This is a genomic window from Nonomuraea sp. NPDC048901, assembly GCF_040649695.1.
In the GTDB taxonomy this organism is placed as follows: domain Bacteria; phylum Actinomycetota; class Actinomycetes; order Streptosporangiales; family Streptosporangiaceae; genus Nonomuraea.
Genome location: NZ_JBEZFW010000039.1, coordinates 16,349 through 36,630 on the forward strand (window position 1 = coordinate 16,349; position 20,282 = coordinate 36,630).

Genomic DNA, 20,282 nt, shown 5'->3' on the forward strand with positions numbered 1-20,282 from the left:
CCGGGGTCCAGCGCGGCGTTCACACCTGACGACGAATGGGACCGCCTAAGTCGCCCGGGATCGGTCGATAGGCTCTGGGCCTTGTCACCAAGCGCGACGCTGCTGGCCATCGCGGCCGGGCTCCGGCGTATGGGAACAACCCTTCAACGGCGTCTACCTCGGCGGTTGCTCGTCGGACTGTGTCACCGCCACCGTTGCGGGCCATCGCACGCTCCCTTCCAGCGAAGATCGACAGCCTGACGCGTCAGAGTCCATCGTTCCGTTTCCGCGGGCGGGCCTAAACCCCATCGACTCATGACTGCGGATCAACTCCGCCCCCATCCCTTCGTCTCCGGCGAGGGCTTCTTTCCCGCTCCGAGGAGTGCAGGGCCAGGACTGCTCGGACTTCAGTTGCCATCGGTGTCGGCGTACATATCGAGGTGCGGAGCCGCGTACGAATGGTCATTGGTACGCGGCTGTGCACGTGAATCCGTACGCCGATAATCGGCGTTGTGCGCAACGGCCGCGCGAATGATCCGCACTGCGCGGCCGGGCCGTTCGAGGGCACCTGCAAGCAGGTCCTTTGCGACGCTGCGTCACAGGCTCAGCTGGCGATGATGCCGGCGTTGGTGTGGTGCCCGGGTGAGGTGAGGGGCCATGGTGATTCCGGACAGCGGATGACCTGCCGTTTCGCTTTGGCTCGGGTGGTGAAGACGAAGCGGTGCAACCATTCGTTCTTGATCGCGCTGAAGAACGACTCGGCCATCGCGTAGTCGTAGCAGACGCCGGTGCGGCCGACCGAGCGGCGGATGCCAGGCCGGCCAGGAAGCGGCCGAACTCATCCGAGGTGTAGTTCGAGCCGCGGTCGGTGTGGAACACAGCGTCGGGCTGGAGCAGGCCAGGCGCACATCCGGGCGATCGCATGGCAAGCCTTCTCCGCGTCGATCAGCTCGTACTTGGCGAGCGTCATCGACTGTCGGCCGTGAAGAAGGCGGCACGAGCATCCGGCGATCGGCGAACACCCGCCCGCTATGGCGCACATCCGGCGCCCCGCTCGGCCTCCCCGCCGACACCCTCGCCGTCGACCGCGCCTATACCGACCGCCCGCGGACCCACGGGGGCACATTGATGCTAGGGGTAACAGTCCACGATCAGTTGGCAGAGTTCGTGCGGGCGCTCCATCGGCATCAGGTGCCGAGCGTCGGTCCGGAGCAGTCGCAGGTTGGGCATGGTCGCCGCCATTTCAGTGAAGGCTTTATCGATTCCTGCTCGATGCGCGCGTATGAAGTCCGCATCCGGCTCGGGGATCAACGGCGGTTTCAACGCGAGCACGAGAACCACCGGGCACCGTACCTTCAGGTAGAGCCCGAACATGTCCAGTCGGGACAGTTGCCGATACATGTCCACGCTCAAGTCGGCTCCGGGCCTACGGTTCCAGCCGCCCCTGCGATCGCGTTGGATCGAACGCTTCGCCAACGCGGATATCGTTTCCGGCGCGACGCCGTGCGCCTCGGCGTAGGCTCCCATGCGGGCCAGGTGCGTCTCGCGTAGCTCATGCGATCCGGAATCCTCGCCGTCGAGGTAGGCGAGCAGCGCCTCGTACTGCTGTGTCCAGAACCGCCCTACCTCCTCCGGGGTCTTGCCGGCGTAGTGCTCGGCCCGTCCGTCGCCGTGGCCGTCGATGTTGATGACTATCGGACACTCCAGATGGTCGACGGCGTACCGTACGGCGAGCATCCCTCCGTAGGAGTGCCCGATCACGGCTGGCCGGAACAGCCCGAGCTCGGCGATAACGCGCTCCAACGCGGCGAGATCGGCCTCGACGGTGAATCCCTCGGGTACGGATGACGCGCCGTGCCCGAGGAAGTCGAGTGCTACCAAGTGGTAGCGGTGGGCGAGTACGTCGGCGACGGCATCCCACAGGGCGAGGTTCAGTCCGGCACCATGCAATAGCACCAGTGGCCTGCCGTTGCTAGGGTAGTCGCGCACCGCGATGTGAATGCCATGGCCCACGTCGATGAAGAGTTCTTGGTAGCCGCGTTGCATGTCGTCTCCTCCGTCAGCGGCATTTCAGGCCAGAAGATGGCGCAGGAAGAACCTGGCCGCTGATTCGAGTGCGTACAACTGGTGAGTGCCGGTGATCTGGTGCGACTCATTCTGGAGGATGACCAGTTCGTGTTGCCTTCCCGCCTGCATCAACGCGTCGGAGAACCTCATAGTGTGCACCAAGGGGACGTTGACGTCGTGAGTTCCGTGCACGAGCATGAGCTCGGACCGGAAATCCGCTGCGTGCGTTACGAGGCCGGCGTCGGCGAAGCGCTGCGGGTCGGCCGAGTAGGACGCGCCGAGCAGGCGTTCGAACCATCCGGGTGCGATGACCTCGAGGTCATAGGGACCTGCGGCCGCGACGATCGCGCGGAAGACTTGCGGTGCGAGCAGTCCGCAGCGGGCGGCGTGGTAGCCGCCGAAGGACAGTCCGATGGCGCCGCAGCGAGTCGGATCCAGCCACGGTCGCTCGGCGGCTAGGCCCGTGATGGCGGCCACGTGATCGCGTACCGCGATGGTGCCGAACTCGTCGGCGGCTGCTTCCTGGAAGGAGCGGCCACGGCCAGGTGTTCCTCGCGCGTCCAGGACGATGCCGACGAAGCCGAGCTGAGCGAAGGCCTCCGCGAGGGTCGCGGCGGAGGTCCAGACCGACCCGCTCGGCTTGGGCGGATCACTGTAGCGATTGAGATGCGAGATCGTCTGCGGCCCGGCGTAGATGCAGTCGATCACCGGATAGCTGCGGCGCGGATCGAATCCGGGTGGCTGGAACAACACCCCATAGAGGTCGGTGACTCCATCGGCGGCCTTCACCACGAAACTCTCGGCAGCGCCGCGCCCCAATTGTTTCACTCCGGCGATGTTCGCCGTTTCGAGGACGGCGACATGCGTCCCATCGGCGTTCCACAGGTCCGTGCGCGGTGGACGGTCCAGGCTCGAGTGCGCGTCCAGGAAGAGCGAGCCGTCCCCGAGCAGGGTGGCATCATGTGTCCCAGGCAGATCGGTCAGCACCTTGAAGGCGCCTCGCGCGTCGGTCCGGCAGATGTGCAGGTCGTATGGCCGGTTCGGATCGGTGCGTGCAAGCAGCAGGACACCGCCGTCCGCGGTGGGACCGACGACCCGCGATACCTGCGTCCCCTCAGGGGTCACCGCGATCATGTCGCCGCCACCGCTGCGCGCCACATACAGCCGGAGCGTGCCGTCGCGGTCTGAGGTCCAGCCGAACCCGTCGAAATCCGGCACTGGTGTGAGGGCAGCGCTCAACGCCGCGGGCAGGTAGGCGTGGAGTGCGATGATGCGCTCCTGGACGATCGTCTCGCTCGTGCCGTCGGCGGCGTCCAGGCGGATCACCGAGAGGATGCCGTCGGGCATGTAGGTGATGGCGAGAAAGGCATCCCCATCGGTAGTCCACCGCAACGGCAGGAACCGGGCTCCATCCTCCACCTTGGCCAACACGATCTCACCGGTCGCGACGGACACGAAAGCGGCTCGGGAGAGCGCTCTTCTGGGGCGTCCTTCCACCTGGTATGGATGCATCTGGATCGCCGGGGGATAGGTCGACCAGTCAACGAGTGGGTACTGGTCGAGCCCGGTCAGATCAGCCTGCAGTGATAGGACCCGCGATCCGTCGGGGGACCACACCGGAGGTGCCGGGATCAGGGACTCCGCCTGGGCGTCGACACGCCACGGCAGATCGGCGCTGCCACCGCTGGTGAGTATGCGGGTGGCGCCGGTCCTGATATCACGGACGGCCAATTCGTGGTCGATCTCGGTGAGGACGTGCATGCCGTCAGGGGAAAGCGCCTCGCCCACTGCCGGCGCCCCCTCGGACGAGGGCGGTCGTATCTCCCGTGGTCCCCACCGCGCATCCCGCTGCGGGTTCTGTCCGTCGGGGTCGTCACTGACGCCACGCCGACCGGTGATGGGGTCTAGATGCCATGTCACGCCATCGCCGTCTGTCCACCGGACAGCTCCGTTCCCGGTGATGCACGGCTGGGTGACGGTGCCGCCGGCGACTAGCTCGTTCCAAGTGAGGAATCGGCGAAATCGCTCCCAGTCGTGGGTTGCCGCCACTCTTCACTTCCCTCTGATGTTCCATCACTGCTGTCGCAGCTCATCTTGCCCAACAGGCCGGCCGCAGTTATCCGACATTGGATGAGACATTCGTGCACAGGATCCATCGAATGTCGGGTCCGGGGGGGCCGCACTGAGGCGCCGTACGGGCGGGGATAGCGACCGCGTGGGCATTGGCCTCTGCTGGATGTCAGCATTCGATGACGTTGACTGCCAGCCCGCCGCGGGCGGTTTCCTTGTATTTGGTTTTCATGTCGGCACCGGTTTGGCGCATGGTCTTGATGGCTTTGTCCAGTGTCACAATGTGCCTACCGTTGCCACGCAGGGCGATTCGGCTGGCGTTGATCGCTTGGTTGGCTGCCACGGCGTTACGTTCGATGCAGGGAATCTGCACCAGTCCGCCGACAGGGTCACAGGTCAGCCCGAGGTGGTGCTCCAATCCGATCTCGGCGGCGTTCTCCACTTGTTCTGGACTGCCACCACATACTTCTGTGAGGCCAGCGGCGGCCATCGCGCAGGCCGACCCGACTTCGCCCTGGCAGCCCACCTCGGCGCCCGATATCGATCCAGTCTCCTTCAGTACCACACCGACCGCGGCCGCTGTGAGCAGGAACCGTACGACCCCCTCGTCGTTGGCGTGGGGCACGAACCGCCGGTAGTAGTGCAGTACGGCGGGGATTATCCCGGCAGCTCCGTTAGTCGGCGCGGTCACGACGCGACCGCCGGAGGCGTTCTCCTCGTTGACCGCGAGCGCGTACAGGCTTACCCAGTCCGTCACGGCCAGGGGATCGCCGTCGACGTCCTCGGTGGAGAGCTTGTCGTGCCAGGTCTTGGCCCGCCGCGGGACCTTCAGACTTCCCGGCAGCACGCCGTCGCGGGCGCAACCCCGCCGTACGCAGTCGGTCATGACCTGCCAGATGTGCATCAGGCCTGCATCGATCTCCTGGTCTGCACGCCAGTAGTGTTCGTTGCGTCGCATCACCGCGCTGATCGGAACTTGTTCTCGACGACAGTGTCCCAGCAGTTCCGCCGCGGTACGGAAGGGGTGACGTACAGGGGTCGGGTCCGGCACGATCATGGGCCTGTTCGCTGGGGAATCTGCGAGGACGAAACCTCCGCCGACGGAGTAGTAGGTGCGCGTGGCGAGTATTCCGCCTTCGCTGTCGAAGGCATGGAAAGTCATGCTATTAGGGTGTGCCGAAAGGGTTTTGCGGCGGTGCAAGGTGAGATCGGCGTGCTCGTTGAAGGCGATCTCGTGCCCGCCCGACAGGAGGATCCGTCCTCGAGCGCGGATCTGGGCCACGAGGTCGGGGGCGGCATCGGTGTCCACGTCCTCGGGTCGCTCCCCCAAGAGTCCCAGCAGGACCGCGTTGTCGCTGCCATGGCCGCGGCCGGTCGCGCCGAGCGAGCCGAACAGCTCTGCCCGTACTCGTGCAACTCGCTGCAGTGTGCCGGACAGGCTCAGGCTCTCCATGAAGAGCAGCGCTGCTCGCATCGGGCCGACGGTATGTGAACTGGAAGGGCCGATGCCAATGCTGAAAAGGTCAAATGCGCTCAACGTCATAGTGGTTCCCGAGATGTGGATGCTCAATGATGCGGGCAGGCGAGGTTCGGGCCGAGGTTCAGCTGATCCTCGCGAAAGCCGTAGATTCCGGGAGGACTAGTTGATTTCCTTTTGTGGCTTACGCATGGTGATTCGTCGGTGGAGGCCGTTGGGGCGGGCATCTACACAGTAGATTCGGTAAGCACGTGGCACATCGGATTATCGATGGGATTGGTCGCCGCTGTCTTCGACATGTGTCGACAAGCGCTCACCCGATGATGCCCAGGAGAAGCTGATTCAGACGAGGGGCTCCGCGATGAGTCCGGCAGGCGATGGAACGTGCATCAGCGTATTTCAATGAGTCGAGCCATCTTGAGGCCCAGGTGCAGAGTCAGCCGGTCATTGCCCAGAGACAGATCGAGCCCGGTGATCTCTTCAACCCTTCTGAGGCGGTAATACAGACTTGTGCGGTGGATTCTCAGCCGGTCGGAGGTCTTTTTGACATGGCCCGCGTTGTCGAGAAACGTCTCTATCGTTTCGACGAGCGCGTCGTCACCGGCGCTGTGCCGTTCGAACAGCGCCCGTAGGCCTGGATGCAGGCTGTCGGCGAGCCTGTCGGCGGGAAGTTCGGCGAGCATGCCGTACACCCCGAGTTCGCCGTACCGGACGACCGTACCGAGCACATGGACGATGCGTGCGACATCGGCCGCGCGGCGGGCATCGGCGTAGGAGTGGTGGACATCGCTGAGCGCTGCCCGGGCCTCACCGATGCCGACCCAGCAGTGTCCTCCGGTCTCCGTTTCGGCCAGCACGCGTTCGCGAATGGAACCGGCGAGATCCTTGATCGCTTGGCGCTCGATAGCGTCGTGCTGGGCCAGCAACAGAATGGCATGGTCGGGACGTTCAAGCGTGAGGGCTGTGCGCTGCGGGCGACGATTCCGGCCGAAGTCGACGCCTGCGGCCAGCGCGATCCGGTCGGAATCGGTGAGAGGTGCACCGGTCCGCGTCAAGCTGACGACCAAGGCCAGGGCAGGACCGGCTGAGAACAAATTCTCGGAGACCAGTTGATCGGCTGCCTGCGTGCGGACCTCGGCATGACCAGAAATAAGATCGCGGGTCAGTTCGCGTTCGCGACCACGGCTGAGTTCGCCGAGCAGGTATTCGCGATGCATGATCATGGCGACTGTCTCGGCTGATCGGCGTACGGCATCTGCGTGATCATCGCCAACGGGCCCGTCGGAGGCCAGCAGCCAGATGAATCCCAGAAGCGCGCCCCGGTGGCGGATGGGCATGCCGATCCGGGCTATGTCCATGCTCATGTCAGGACGGGCAGGGACGGTGAACAGATCCTCGGCTGTGGCCGCTCCGCAGTCATAGACGTATTGGACGACCTCACGGGGGACCGCGCGCTTGAGAATGGATTCGGTACGGGCTGTGTCTATGGTGCCGGCATGGGGGTTGTAGGCCAGCAGATGCAGGGCCGGATCATCGACCGCGACCGATCGGCCGAGGCGCCTGCCGAGATTTTCGACGAGTCGTTGCAGTTCAGACCCCACGGCGTAAGCCTACGGTGTCCGACGACGCAGTCGCGCTCGCCAACTGAGGGCTGCGGTCACCATGCCGTGGATGCGTTTCCCGCCGCTTGGCTTGGCACATTTGATCGTTCACGTCGTTAGTGGATCTACGGTCGTTACCGGCCGAACGGCCATAGCTCGCGCGTCAGCCGGCTGTCGAGTGCGGTGAGGGGCAATGCTCCGGCACTGAGGATCGCGTCGTGGAACTCGCGGATCTTGAAGTGGCCACCTGCCCGTGATTCCGCCTCGGCGCTCATTCGGGTGATCGCGAGGAAGCCGGTGCGGTAGCTGAGAGCCTGCGCAGGTCTGTCCGTTGCGTAGCGCAGCAGTTCCGACCGCAGTTGGGTCTCGGACTCGGACATGTTGCGGCGCATGAACGCGAGCGCTTCTTCTTCGGTCCACCAACCGCAGTTGAGAGCTGTGTCCAGAGCCAGTCTTGCCGCTGTGAACCGCTCGTTCGACAGACGGCCGTAGGCATCCCAGGGGTTCTCGTAGAGCCCCATCTCCCAGCCGAGGCCGCTTGCGTATTCGGCCCAACCCTCGATGAATGCCGTGAAGTCCAGCGGATATCTTCTGAAGGGCGGTAGTTCGGTGTTTTCGAGTTGCCGGGCAAGTTGGAGGTGATGCCCCGGCACCAGTTCGTGGTAGATCAGCGCTGCGGCGGAAAGTAGGGAGCTTTCGGCCGGGTTTGCCGCGTTGTATCGGTAGCGTCCCAGTTGTTGTGTGGGGGTGGGCAACTCGTAGTAGCCGAAAGTCAATCCGGATTCCAGACTCTCCTCCATGCGGGTCACTCCGTACCGTGCGGATGGCAGGACGCCGAAGTAGTCGCCGATCAGTGGTTCCACCTGGGACATGTATGAGCTATAGCGTTCCTCTATTTCTGCCGGTGAGCTCGCATAGAGATGGCTCTGCGCTTTCAATATGTTCCTGAATTCTGGCTCGTCGACGTTAAATCCCAGCACGGACCGGATGCCTCTCATGCGTTCGCCGAGTTGCTGACACTGCTCCAGGCCGAGCCGATGCAGCTCTTCAGGGCTTATGTCCAGGCTGGTGTCGCGCCGGACCATGAAGCGATAGGCCTCCTCCCCACCGGGATAGATGGACAGGCCGACGCCGGCGGGTGCCCGATCCGCGTAGTCGGCCGAATCTATGATCGCCAGCACTCGTTCGATCGCCGGGACTACCTCTCTGTCCAGCAGGTGCGCGATGCCGCCGGTGAGGCGCCCCACGGCGGCGATATCCAGCTCGGTCAATCGGGCCCCATTGACGTTCAGGGTCTCAGCCGCGGATTCCCGGAGCGCTTTGATCGTGGAAATGGCGGATCCAAGTGCCGGCCTGGCGATCAAGATCCCTCGCGTCCGCTGGCCGTGCAGGGTCGCGGCCAGCGCATGGAAGCGGCGGGCGTATTGGGCCGCGAGATCGAGATAGCGGGTCACGTCAAACGCTGATGCGAAATGATGGGCGGCGAAGACCGTGCTGCGGTAGCGCGATAGCTCGTAGGTTTGATAGGGCGTGGCGGCGGGCGTCAACCAGAAATGGTCCGCCTCACCGGAGGCGGAATCGGTCAGGAAAACCAGCGAATTCAGGGTGTCCGCGTCTGCTCCGCTGAGTTGAGCTCGATCGAGATCAGCGACTTGCTCCACGATCTGGCGTAGCCTGGCTGCCCGGTTCGTCACCTCAGCGTGGCTACGGGTGGGCAGTCGTTCCACCGGCAGGCCCGCGCGCGAGCGGATCTCCGGTTCATGCGCCGCGAGGAGTTGCCAGTAGTCCTCGGCGGCCTTGGCGACTCTCGCCGCGTCGGGGTCACCCGGCGTTCTTGTCATCACGTCACCCCAGAACCGATTGCGAGGAATCTGTATTGACGGGCCGCTTTCGAGAGAAAGCACCAAGATTGATGTCGTGCCCGGTGTGCTCGCCCCGGTAGCGAAGCGGCTCAGTATCGTGGTCGTGGCCGTCTTCGACGCCCTTGACGAGGGCGGCGATGAATCGGCCGACGAGAGGGGCGTTCTTGAACTGGTTTCCGCTCGTACCCATGGCCACGTAGAAGCCGTCAAGGTCGGTGCGGTCATAGATCGGCGTCCAGTCATCCGCGACGTCGTACACACCGGCGATTCCCGTGAAGGTGTTCGGGACAGTAAGGCCGGGCAGGCGCCGTGCGGCACGGGTGACCTGTGCCGCGAAGCGAGGCGCGGTCGCATTCAGGTTGGCCTGGTCGGGATCATCAAGCCATTCCAGGGGGTCACAGTCGGGTTCGGTCCCTCCGACGAGAAGTTGACCACCCGGTGCCGGACGCAGGTAGACACCCAAATCCAGGTCGCCGATCAACGGCCCAAACCCGCCGTTTTCTCCGTAGTCCGGCGGTGCGGTGACCTGATGCACCTCCTGGCGCATCGGGCGGACGCCGATGGTGAACTCGGCTCCGACCCCGGCGAGCCTATTCAACGCACTCGACCAGGGCCCTGCGGCATTGACGAGCACGGGGGCCGAAAGCCGGGATCCGTCCGACAGAGTGACACCGCGGACGCGTCCGGCGTCCCGGACGACCTTGACCACCGACCGATTAAAGATGAACATCGCATTCCGGGCTTGCGCAGCCGCGGCGAGGTTGTGGGCGGCCAGCTGAGGATCATCGATGAAACCGGCGTCAGGGGTGTACAGCGCGCCGAGTTGTTCGGTCGCATCGGCGTAGAAGCTCTCGTCATCCACCGGCTTCGGTGGCCAGTACTTTCCTGTATCAATCGCCGGGAGACGCACGCTGAGGGTTCTGCTGTCCCATTCCTCGTACGGGACACCAATGGTGGTGAACAATCCGGTCACGCGCCCGCGCGGCGCGACCGGCGCGTCGAGCATCACCATGCCGGCGCGGACGAACGCCGCCAGGCCAACCTCATCGCGGAACTCGAGGTAGTCGGCCCAATCGTCCCAGCAATGCTTGGACTCCCAAGCGGTCGCGACGCCGTCCCAGGTGGAGTAGTTGAAACGCACAACCGCGCTCGAGGCGCTGGTCGACCCATGACCGACCCCTCCGGCCTTGTCAACGACGACGACACGTAGTCCGAGCTTCGCCAGTTCCAAGGCTGCGGAAGAACCGATGACGCCTGCGCCGACGATGACCACGTCAGCCGTAGTTGATGACATTGTGTCTCCAGACCAGTGGACCCCAAGATGGGGGTCGCGGGACGGTTATCCCAAGACCTTGTCGCTCGCATGGGATCGGAACAGTGACACTCGCGCAAGCTCGCCGAGAAGAGCGACGCCATCAGACATGACGGCGTCGTCGAAGAGCACGTGGGGAGAGTGGTTGTCCGGCGCGTCATTCCACTCATCGGTGACGGACGCGCCCAGGAAGAGCATGGCGCCGGGAACCGCCTGGAGCACTCGCGAGAAGTCTTCCGCATCTGCGACGGGATTCGGCATGGCATGCCACCGTTCGCCGCCCAAGACCCTGTCGACCTGCTGCTCGGCAAGGCCGACCGCGTGCGGGTCATTTACCGTCACCGGGTACATGCGCTCGAATTGCACATCCGCCTGGAGCCCATGTGCGGTGGCGATGCCATGACACAGGCGCGTGCAATCTGTTTCCAGCCGGTTGAGGACGTCTCCATCGAAGCACCGGATGGTCGCCGAGAATCTGGCATGCGAGGGGATGACGTTCTCCTTGGTTCCCGCATGAAACTCTCCCACCGTCACGACGACCGGATCGAACGCAGAGGTGGTCCGCGACACGAGTGTCTGCAGAGCTGTCACCATCTCCGCCGCGGCAGGTATCGGATCCCGGGCCCGGTGCGGCGCCGATCCATGCCCGCCGGCTCCGCGGACCGTGACGCGCAGCGCATTGCTTGAGGCCAGCATCGGCCCGCGCCGGGCGGTGACTGCACCACGAGGCACCAGCCCGGACATCACGTGGAGAGCCCACGCCGCGTCCGGGTGCCGTCCCGCTGCGCTCAGCACACCCTCCTCGATCATCACGCTGGCGCCGTCGAAGCCCTCCTCGCCCGGCTGGAACATCAAGATGACGTCGCCGGGTAGGCGATCCCGTTGCGCAGCCAAGACATGCGCGACACCGATCAGCATCGCGGTGTGGACGTCATGACCGCAGGCGTGCATGGCACCGTCGTGCCGCGATCGGAAGGAGATATCCGCTTCTTCGCGAAGCGGAAGGCCATCCATGTCTGCGCGGAGCAATATCGTTCGCCGGTCGGCATCGGGAACGTTCCTGTCACCTCGCAGCACACCGACGACCGATGAACAATTGATCCCCGTGGTGATTTCCAGGTCGAGGCCCGACAGCGCGTCCAGCACGATCGCTTGGGTAAGCGGCAGATCCAAGCCCACTTCGGGAACTTGGTGCAGCGCATGGCGCAGGCCGGTCAGATCGGTGAAGTCGTGTGATCGCTCCATCGAAGCGGTCATGGATAGCTCCTGTCGTGGTGGACGGTGGAAGTCATCTGCCTCGGGCCTCTCGGAGAAGGCACGACGTGCGCGTCGCGCCGTTTCGGCTGAGCCGGCGGCTACCTGCTGGTGGTTCGGTCGTCGGCGAGCCAGTCGGGGGTTCCGGTGGGAACAGCCGCGATAAGTCGCCGGGTGTAGTCGTGCCGAGGGCTGTCGATCACCTCGGCGGTGGCGCCACGTTCGACGATCTCGCCGTGGTAAAGAACGACAAGCTCTTGGGTCATCTGCCGTACGACCGCCAGGTCGTGGGTGATGAACAGTAGATTGACGCCTTGCGCTTGAACATCGCGCAGGACTTGCAGGACCTGTGCTTGCACGGAGACATCGAGAGCGGCCACAGGTTCATCACAGATGAGGATCTTGGGTCGCATCGCCAGCGCGCGGGCGATGGCGACACGTTGCCGCTGACCGCCCGACAGCGTCGCAGGCCGTCTGCCAGCGAAATCGGCGGGCAGGCCGACTTCTGTGAGTAGTCGTTCAATTTCCGCCTTTACCGACCTGCTGTCCAGCTCGCCGCCCGATCGGAGACGAATCGCCTCACCGAGGATGTAGCCGACTCCGTGGGCGGGGTTCAGGGACGAGTAGGGGTCCTGGAAGACACACTGGATCAGGCGGCGCGCGCGGCCGGACTGATTTCGGTCAAGTGTGGAACGGTCGTCCAGTCGCAACCCGGCGGCCTCGATGCTGCCCGATGTCGGTGTCTCCAGTCCGAGCAGGCATCGCGCGAGGGTGGTCTTGCCGGAGCCGGATTCGCCGATGATCCCCACGTTGGTGCCGTCGCGTAGTTCGATGTCGACGCCGTTGAGCGCCCACAGATTCTCAGCTTGGTCTTCGGGCGAGGGCGAGCCGAAGCGTTTTTTCAGATTTCGGATCTGGAGCAAGGCGCCGGGGCCGTTGTCGTCCCGGCCGCTGGCCACTATCGGGGCGGCGTCAGGCGCTCTCGTGGTGGGAGAGACCGTGGTTGAATCTCCGCTGCTCGGTTCGGGGGTGAGGGCTTCTCGGTGCAGTTGCTCAAGGCGGCGATGCAAGGGCAGATCGGCCGCGAGCAGTTTCCTGGTGTAGTCGGTCTTGGGGTGCTGGCGCAAAGTCTGCGGGTCGGCTTGTTCGAGTAGATTGCCGTCCGACATGACCAGCACGTGGTCACTCATCGAGAACGCGACTCGAAGATCGTGTGTGATCAGCAAAAGCCCCATCCCGCGGTCCTTTTGGATGCGGTGGAGCAGCCTCAGCACCTCGCGCTGGATCGTGGCATCCAGCGCCGTGGTGGGCTCATCAGCGATCAGCAGACCTGGGTCTTTCGCTATCGATGCGGCCATGCCCGCACGCTGACGCATCCCGCCCGACAGCTCCCATGGATATTTGCGCGATGCGCCCGCGGCGGTGATGCCGACCTCGGCCAGCCGTCTGTCGATCTCGGCAGTCAACCTGGTCCTGGACCGTCTCGGCGCGCCAGAGGGCGTGGCGAGAAGCGTCTCGCCGAGCAGCGTTGACACCCGGATCAGCGGGTTGAGCATGGTGAACGGGTCCTGCAGCAACATGCTGACACCGCTGCCCCTCAGTTGCCGCAGCCGTCGCGGGGAAGCCGTGAGCAGGTCGTCGTTTCCCAGCATCGCCGAACCCGAGCAGCTCAGTCCCTTGGGGAGCAGGCCCACCAGTGCCTTGGCCGTCAGCGACTTGCCCGACCCGGACTCCCCGACCAGGGCGACTGTCTCACCACGCCGAACGGTGAAGCCGATGCCATTGACCAGCGTGCGCCCGGAGCGGGTGTTGGCTATCCTCAGGTCCCGCACCCTCAGCAGCTCGTCCGGCTCCACTCCCGGTGGTGTTGCCTGTTGTGCGGCGTCCGGTCGCATCCCGCTAGTCGCGGACATTCCGTCCCTCCTCCAGCCGGGCGTAGGCCCAGTCACCCAGTACGGTCACCGAAAACGCAGCCACGATCAGCAGCAGGGCAGGAGCGATCGCGGCCCATGGGTTCTGCCCCAGCAGGCCACGGTTCTCGGCGAGCATCCGCCCCCAGTCCGACGCCCCCGGGGGCGAGCCGAGGCCCAGGAACGACAGAGACGACAGGGAGATCAGCCCACCCACGAAGTCAAGCAAAGCCGCAGCCACCACGTTCGGCAGGATGTTCGGCAGGATGTGGATGAACATCAGCTTTCGGGTGGGCACCCCCAGGGTGCGCGCGGCCTCGATGTAGGGCAGATTGCGTTGCGCGAGCACCGACGAGCGGATCACCCGCGTCCCACCTGGCGCCGTCAACACGACCAGCATGATCACGGCCAGCCAGTACCCGCCACCGAACAGACCCACGACCACGGTGACCACGAGCAAGCCCGGGATCGCGAACAACATGTCCATCACACGCATGATGACCGCGTCGGTCCAACCGCCCTTGAACCCCGCGAGCAGCCCGAGTGTGACGGCTACGGCGGTCGCACACAGGGCGACCACCAGCGGTCCCTCCATCGCCGCCCTTGTGCCCACCAGCACCCGTGACAAAATGTCGCGCCCGAACTGGTCGGTGCCCAGCAGATGTCCACCCGCCGGAGGCAGTCCCGCTTCGAGCAGGTTCTGCTGGGACAGATCCAAGGGCGCCAGCCAACTCCCGAACACCGCGGCGAACGCCAAAGCCAGCACGCAACAGCACGAAAGCGGGACGAGAACCGGCAGTCGCCGTCCTGCCGATCCCGGTGGCTTCGACGGTTTCTGTGTGAGGACGTTCAGGTTCATGCGAACATCTCCCTGCGCAACCGCGGATCGAGAATCGTGTAGGAAAAATCGGCGAGCAGGTTGGCGAGCAGGACGAACAGCGCTGCAAGCAAACCCAGCCCCTGCACCATCGGGAGATCCTTGGTACTGATAGAGCTCAAGATCACCGATCCGATACCTGGCAACGCGAAGGTCTGTTCGACGATCACTGCCCCGGTCAGGAAGTAACCGAGTACCAGGCCGATGGACGTCGCGATCGGCAGCGAGCTGTTGCGCAACAGGTATCGCCCCCACACCTGGTGGCGCGGCAGCCCCCGAGCCATGGCGAAGGTCATGAAGTCCTGATCGCTGACCTTGATGGCCGACGCCCTGGCCTGCCGTGCGATCAGGGCGATGACCGTGAGGGCCAGCGTTCCCGCCGGGAGACTGAGATGCCAGGCTCTGTCGACAAAGCCATCGCCCGAGCCATAAACCGGGAACCAACCCAGCGTGACGCCGAAGACGTACAACGACGCGATACCCACCGCGAACGCCGGAGCGCTGAACCCCACCGTGGTGATCGTCGTGACGATCCGGTCGACGACCGTACCAGTACGCACCCCGGCGACCAGACCAAGAGGTACCGCGACCAAGACCACGAGAGCCAACGCGTAGACCGCGAGAAAGAGCGTGACGGGCAGACGCTCGCCGATCACGCCGGTCACGGTCTGACCGGTCTGGATAGACCGGCCGAAGTCCAGATGGGCCGCCTTCTGCAGCCACAACCAGTATTGATCCACCAACGGTTCATTCAGGTGATATTTCGCCCGAATCGCCTCAAGCGCTGCAGGGGTGGACGGCTGTGTGCCCAGCAGGATCTGCTCCGGCTTCCCCGGCGTCAGGTGCAGCACCGCGAAGATCGCCACTGAGACCATCAGGAGCTGTGCCGCGATGGTCAGCAGCCGCCGCCCCACCCACCACAGACCCTTCACTCACGTTCCCCCTCTGCCCACGGCTCCCACCGTTCCCGCCACTGGTCGGTGGTGGGAACAGAGCGGGCAGCGCCGATCGTGTCGTGAACCGGGACCGGCATCACGAGGTCAACTTGATGAACTGGGCCCACCCACCGCCGGTAGACGTATTGCCAGTGATATCGCTGGTGAAGACCAAGTCCTTGCCCAAGGCGATGCTGGCGGTGCCGTAGACGATGGGCACGAAGGGCATCTCCGCCGACAACTGCGTGACAACCTTCTTGGCGATCTCCAGCTGGCGGGCGGGAGCAGCCGACTTGTACTTGGCCAGATCCGACGTCATCCCCGAGGGGGCGTAAGTGCTGAAGCCGCCCGTGAGGAGCGACCCGACCAGCGAAAGCGGGTCCGGCGAAAGCGGGCTGAGTCCGGCGATGCTCATCGGCGGCTTCTTCTTGCCGCGCACCGAGCCGGCCCAGTCCGCCAGCGGCACCTCCTTGACGTCGATCGTGATGCCCAGGCCCTTCACGTTCTCCTTGAGCGTTTGCATGATCAAGCTGAGTTCGGTGAACGCGTTGCTGGGCACCAGGACCGTAACGGAGAACCCGTTGGGAGTGGCGGACTTGGCCAGCTCGGCCTTGGCCGCCGCCAGATCCAGCGTCAGGTTCGGCAGCGTCGAGAAGAACGCGTCCACCTCAGCCGCCGACGCCGCGTTCTGCCACGTGAAAGGGCTGGAGACACTGTTGGCGGGCGACCCGTGACCGTGCCCGATAGCTCTGACGATGCCAGGACGGTCCAAGGCATAGGCGATGGCCTGCCGCGCGTGAACGTCGTTGAACGGCGCCTGGGTGGGATCAAGGATGAGAAGGGTGACACTGGGCGATGGCCCATACGTGACGCTCGCCGACGTCATGGTGTCCCATGCGGACGCATTGGTTTGGGGAACGTTGAACGTCCCGGCGACGTCACCTGACTGGATCGCCAGGCGCAGTGTGTCCGGGTCGGAGATGACCTTTACCTCGATCTGCTCCGCAAGGGGTCGAGTCCCCCAATACCCAGCGAAGCGGGTCATGGTTGCACCGGTGGCGGGCGAGAAAGCCTTGATCTGGTATGGGCCAGTGCCCATGATCAAACCTGTTGGGCTCCCGAAGTTCTCGCCGGCGGCAATGCCGTGCTCCTTCTGATAGATCACCGGGAAGCGCAGATTGTAGATGAAGGTGTTGTCGGGTTCCTTCAACCTGATAGTGATCTTGTCTGCGGACGTGGCCTGCATCGAGTCGACGTTCTGCCAGTTCGGGCCGAATTCGGAGGCGACCTTTGGATCCCCCGTGCGGTTCAGCGACCAGACCACGTCCTCGGCCGTGAGTGGCTTGCCATCCCAGAACTTGACGCCCTGGCGCAGTGTGACCACGATGCTGTTCGGGTTCGGCTGCTCCCAGGAGACCGCCAGCTTCGGAAGCAGCTTTCCTTGGGGACTGGTGGCGACCAACGGCTCCGCCAGTTCGCTGAAGACGACCCAGGAATACCCGTCGAAGGCGTGGTTGAAATCGAGGCTCCGTGGACCCGATTCCACCGCCCAGGTCAGCTTGGGGATGGGCTTGTCCGACCCTTGTCGCGCGATGCGCGAGTCCGAAGCAGCGGATCCACCACTGGCCCCACATCCGACCAGGCCGGGGACAGTGAACAACGCTCCGCCCCAACCGAGCAGGCGCAGAGCGTCTCGTCGGGAAAAATCATGATCGAACCGGATCAGGCGCTCTCCGCTCACCGGTGGAACCGGCTTCTCCATGACACCCTCCATGTTGCAGTTGCCTATAGGTGATCTGCTCCAGTCGCATGACCACGTGTTGATCGGATAACCAGTTGCTCGCCGCGCCCAGAGGGTCACGTGAAGTGGTGAGAACACCCTGCGCGGCTGGCCTCCGCTATACAAGCAACCAATGTTGAATCTTCGGACCTCAACGTCCTACATCAGTTGGGCAGGGCATACTTCGCGACTCGATCTCAGCGTCCTGTGAGGGACATTTGATGAAGCCCGCGCAAACATCTCTCGTCGGATATCGATTCATTCGGACTGTCGGATCGAACAAAATTGGGCCAGCCACGACCGAGAGGAAGCACAGCATGGTGCCGGTGCCATCGGACCGCGCGGAGGCCATCGCGGAGCTATGTGACGGCGCCGAAGCGGCTATCGCCGCCGTCCGTGACATGGCCACCGGCGCTGCTCTGGACGACGCCGCGCTCGCGGCTTTCATGGATGAGAACGGGAAATTCCTGTGAGCCGACGCCGTGATGAGCTGGGCTGGACTCGCGCCGAGACCACGTCGCCGAGGTGATGATCTGGCTGCGCAGCAACCACGGCCGCGAGCTCAGCTACGCCGACATTGCCGCCGACGCCGGCGGCAAGGACGGCGCCCGCCTGCGGCGGGCCGTCAAGGTCGTCCGTGTGATCGCGGCCAACCGAGGCGACCGCCTGGAAGGGTTCCAGCCGTCGGCCGACCCCACCCGGCGTGACTCTGCCCGGCGCCGGGTCTGGACCACCCGCTACATGCGCGAGGGGCACGGCGACGAATTCAGCGCCCGCGACGCGATGTCGGCCGCACGCGCGGCGATGACCTCGGTCAAGGACATGCACCGCGCCACCACCTACGAGGCTGCCAACCCCCACTCGATCGCGCGCCAGGAGTTCGCCACCATGGCCCAGGCCGCCGACGAGTGCATCACCAAGGTCGCCGGTCTCGACAAGGTCGGCTCGCAGGTAGTCCGACCAGCCTGCTGACGCAGATGATCGCTGGCTTGGAGGCCCGGCTGACCTAGCACGCAGCCGGCTGGGGCCTGGTACTGGTGAGGTCGGAATTGAGCGATAAGCCTCCGCCGCAGGTCAGGGAGTTGCGGGCCGAGCGTCGCGGACGAGTTGATCTCGGTTTAGGTGTACCGGCTGGTAGGCGGTCATCGATCTCATACCGTCACGGTTTATGTCGTTTCAGTACTTGGGTCCGGGCGGGTGTAGGTCGGGTATCACCGGAATACGGCAGAAACGGGCCGCAAGGCCGCGAAGCCACATGAATCCAGTTGCGGCGGGACTGACGCGCCTGGTGGGGTACCTGCATGGACGGTGCTACTGAGCAGGTACAACGCACGAGGACAGGGCAAGACAGTACGAGCACGCGGCGACCGGCTCCATGGCACAGGCTGGCGGTGCTCGGGGCCCTGATGCTGGCCGCTCTCACCTTCAACACCGCGGAGAACCTGCCGGTCGGCCTCTTGGAGCTCATCTCCGAAGACCTGCGGGTGTCCCTGTCAGCGGTTGGTCTGCTGGTTACCGGTTACGGCGTGACGGTGGCCCTCGCGTCTGTGCCACTCGCCCACGTCGTGCGGGCCGTGCCCCGACGTTATGTGCTGGTGGGCCTGCTTGCTGCGCTCGTGGTGTCGAGTCTGGTTGCGGCACTGGCTGCCTCCTACTGGCTGCTCCTCGTGGCGCGGCTGCTGACCGCGCTTGCCCAGGCGCTTTTTTGGTCCGTGATGGGGCCGGTCGCGGTGGGTCTGTTCGTGCCTCAGGTCCGGGGGAGGGTGGTGGGGGCGCTATCCGTCGCTGGTTCGCTGGCTCTCGTGCTGGGCGTTCCCGCTGGGACCTGGCTAGGCAATCAGAGTGACTGGCAGGTGCCCATCGCCACGCTGGCGGCTCTGGGGCTCATCTCTCTGGTGACGATCGCCGTCCTGCTGCCGACTTCGCGCCCGGAAGAAGAGCCCGCCGCGTACGCGAGCAGTCCCGATGTACGGCGGTTCGGGACGGTGCTGGCGGCCGGAGCCTTGTCCGCCACCGGAGCGTTCACGGGATACACCTACATCGTGACGTTCCTGGGCGATGTGAGCGGGTTTTCCCCGAGCGCGGTCAGCGTCCTGTTCATGGTTTTCGGTGTCGCGTGTCTGGCCGGGGTGAGCATTACCGGGGCGTTTCTGGACCGCTTTCCGCAGTCCGCGCTTGCCACCGCCGTCGCCTCGCAGGCGGTGGGCATGCTCGGCCTGTACGCGTTCGGCGCTCATCAGATGGCGGCGGTGGTGTTCCTGATGCTGATGGGCGGTGCACTCGGGCCGGTGTTCATGACCACGCAGAACGCGATGCTGCACTGCGCGCCGGGCCGCACGGACATCGCCCTCGCAGCGAACTCCGGCGCCTACAACGCCGGCATCGCGGCGGGTGCCGCACTTGGCGGACTGGTCCTGCCACTCGCCGATGTACGGGGAACCTTCCTCGCTGGCGGGCTGCTGACCGTCGGGTCCTGCGCGGTCCTGCTCAGCGGCCAACTGCTACGTGGGCACCATCATCCAGAAGGCTCAACACATCCATGAGGGACGCCGACGGGCGGGAGCAGGATGCGGGTGGGATAGCTGCTGGTCAGCGTCTCGCGAGTGCCGCGTAGGCGGTGGAGCGGCCGATCTTGAGAGTACGGGCGGCCTCGGTGACTGAGACGCCATCGTCGACCAGACGGCGCAGTGTGGCCAGTTCGGCGGGGCCGATAGCGCGGGGCCGGCCGGTCTTCTTCTTGCCGGGCAGCATGGCACCAGCGGCCTGGCGTCGCTTGGCGGCTGCAATCCCCTCGGCTTGGCGCTCGGCGCGTAGCTCCAGCTCGTATTCCGCGGCCGCGGCCAGGACCGCGAACATGAACCGGCCCTCCTTGGTGCCCAGATCGAAGTTCTCCGTCAGCGACACCACCGTGATGCTACGGTCGCGGAGCTCGTTGACGGTGGCCAGCACGTGTCCCGCTGAGCGGCCCCACCGGTCGGACTTCCAGAACTTCAGTGTGTCGCCCGCCTGGGCAGCGCCATGAGCGCCTCCCACGCCGGCCGCGCGACACCGCGCTTGCCCGACTCCTTTTCCATGACCAGTTCGTCGTAGCCGCTGGCCGCCAGGGCGTCGAGCTGGAGCTGCATGTTCTGGTCACGCGTCGAGACTCGTGCGTACGC

Annotated in this window: 16 protein-coding genes and 1 pseudogene; 3 read left to right on the forward strand and 14 right to left on the reverse strand. The window is 64.9% G+C overall.

The genetic code is table 11. The features are described 5' to 3' along the window. Positions 1–583 precede the first annotated feature (583 nt). The 12 genes from AB0C30_RS57750 to AB0C30_RS57805 all read right to left on the reverse strand — a co-directional run bounded on the left by AB0C30_RS57750 (position 584) and on the right by AB0C30_RS57805 (position 17,106). Positions 584–745, reverse strand: a complete 162-nt coding sequence (locus AB0C30_RS57750) for a hypothetical protein (protein WP_357961603.1) — start codon at positions 743–745, stop codon at positions 584–586. A 365-nt stretch (positions 746–1,110) separates the two neighbouring features. Then, positions 1,111–2,025 (reverse strand): alpha/beta hydrolase, encoded by a 915-nt coding sequence (locus tag AB0C30_RS57755; protein WP_357961606.1) that lies wholly within the window; start codon positions 2,023–2,025, stop codon positions 1,111–1,113. A gap of 24 nt (positions 2,026–2,049) precedes the next feature. Continuing rightward, on the reverse strand, positions 2,050–4,095 hold the full coding sequence (locus AB0C30_RS57760) for a prolyl oligopeptidase family serine peptidase (RefSeq protein WP_357961609.1): 2,046 nt from the start codon (positions 4,093–4,095) through the stop codon (positions 2,050–2,052). Between the two features lie 190 nt (positions 4,096–4,285). Next, positions 4,286–5,659, reverse strand: a complete 1,374-nt coding sequence (locus AB0C30_RS57765) for an L-serine ammonia-lyase (RefSeq protein ID WP_357961611.1) — start codon at positions 5,657–5,659, stop codon at positions 4,286–4,288. A 323-nt stretch (positions 5,660–5,982) separates the two neighbouring features. Then, positions 5,983–7,194 (reverse strand): helix-turn-helix domain-containing protein, encoded by a 1,212-nt coding sequence (locus tag AB0C30_RS57770; protein WP_357961613.1) that lies wholly within the window; start codon positions 7,192–7,194, stop codon positions 5,983–5,985. 134 nt (positions 7,195–7,328) lie between these two features. Beyond that, on the reverse strand, positions 7,329–9,035 hold the full coding sequence (locus tag AB0C30_RS57775; protein ID WP_357961616.1) for a DUF885 domain-containing protein: 1,707 nt from the start codon (positions 9,033–9,035) through the stop codon (positions 7,329–7,331). A gap of 4 nt (positions 9,036–9,039) precedes the next feature. Beyond that, positions 9,040–10,329 (reverse strand): FAD-binding oxidoreductase, encoded by a 1,290-nt coding sequence (locus AB0C30_RS57780; protein ID WP_357961619.1) that lies wholly within the window; start codon positions 10,327–10,329, stop codon positions 9,040–9,042. 66 nt (positions 10,330–10,395) lie between these two features. Beyond that, complete coding sequence (locus AB0C30_RS57785) at positions 10,396–11,625, reverse strand: M20 family metallopeptidase (protein ID WP_357961621.1); 1,230 nt, start codon at positions 11,623–11,625, stop codon at positions 10,396–10,398. Between the two features lie 98 nt (positions 11,626–11,723). Then, entirely contained in the window at positions 11,724–13,535 is a 1,812-nt protein-coding gene (locus AB0C30_RS57790) for an ABC transporter ATP-binding protein (protein WP_357961624.1), read from the reverse strand. Beyond that, positions 13,522–14,391: an ABC transporter permease gene (locus AB0C30_RS57795; RefSeq protein ID WP_357961627.1), complete on the reverse strand. Its 870-nt coding sequence runs from the start codon at positions 14,389–14,391 to the stop codon at positions 13,522–13,524. The genes AB0C30_RS57790 and AB0C30_RS57795 overlap by 14 nt, the downstream gene beginning before the upstream one ends. Further along, positions 14,388–15,341: an ABC transporter permease gene (locus AB0C30_RS57800; RefSeq protein ID WP_357961629.1), complete on the reverse strand. Its 954-nt coding sequence runs from the start codon at positions 15,339–15,341 to the stop codon at positions 14,388–14,390. The genes AB0C30_RS57795 and AB0C30_RS57800 overlap by 4 nt, the downstream gene beginning before the upstream one ends. Positions 15,342–15,441: 100 nt before the next feature. Continuing rightward, complete coding sequence (locus tag AB0C30_RS57805; protein ID WP_357961632.1) at positions 15,442–17,106, reverse strand: ABC transporter substrate-binding protein; 1,665 nt, start codon at positions 17,104–17,106, stop codon at positions 15,442–15,444. Positions 17,107–17,345: 239 nt separating this feature from the next. Here AB0C30_RS57805 and AB0C30_RS57810 point away from each other — a divergent pair, with 239 nt between their 5' ends. The 3 genes from AB0C30_RS57810 to AB0C30_RS57820 all read left to right on the forward strand — a co-directional run bounded on the left by AB0C30_RS57810 (position 17,346) and on the right by AB0C30_RS57820 (position 19,667). Continuing rightward, a complete protein-coding gene (locus tag AB0C30_RS57810) occupies positions 17,346–17,597 on the forward strand; it encodes a hypothetical protein (protein WP_357961635.1) in 252 nt (83 codons plus the stop codon). 55 nt (positions 17,598–17,652) lie between these two features. Then, complete coding sequence (locus AB0C30_RS57815) at positions 17,653–18,096, forward strand: hypothetical protein (RefSeq protein WP_357961638.1); 444 nt, start codon at positions 17,653–17,655, stop codon at positions 18,094–18,096. Positions 18,097–18,515: 419 nt separating this feature from the next. Then, the gene (locus AB0C30_RS57820; RefSeq protein WP_357961640.1) at positions 18,516–19,667 is read left to right on the forward strand and encodes an MFS transporter; all 1,152 of its coding nucleotides are present in this window, start codon (positions 18,516–18,518) and stop codon (positions 19,665–19,667) included. A gap of 46 nt (positions 19,668–19,713) precedes the next feature. On the opposite strand, the gene AB0C30_RS57825 is transcribed toward AB0C30_RS57820, so the two are convergent. Together AB0C30_RS57825 and AB0C30_RS57830 are read right to left on the reverse strand one after the other, a co-directional pair. Then, the gene (locus tag AB0C30_RS57825; RefSeq protein WP_357961666.1) at positions 19,714–19,875 is read right to left on the reverse strand and encodes a helix-turn-helix domain-containing protein; all 162 of its coding nucleotides are present in this window, start codon (positions 19,873–19,875) and stop codon (positions 19,714–19,716) included. 72 nt (positions 19,876–19,947) lie between these two features. After that, positions 19,948–20,249, reverse strand: a pseudogene (locus tag AB0C30_RS57830) (recombinase family protein); the annotation flags it as partial. Between the last annotated feature and the right edge of the window lie 33 nt (positions 20,250–20,282).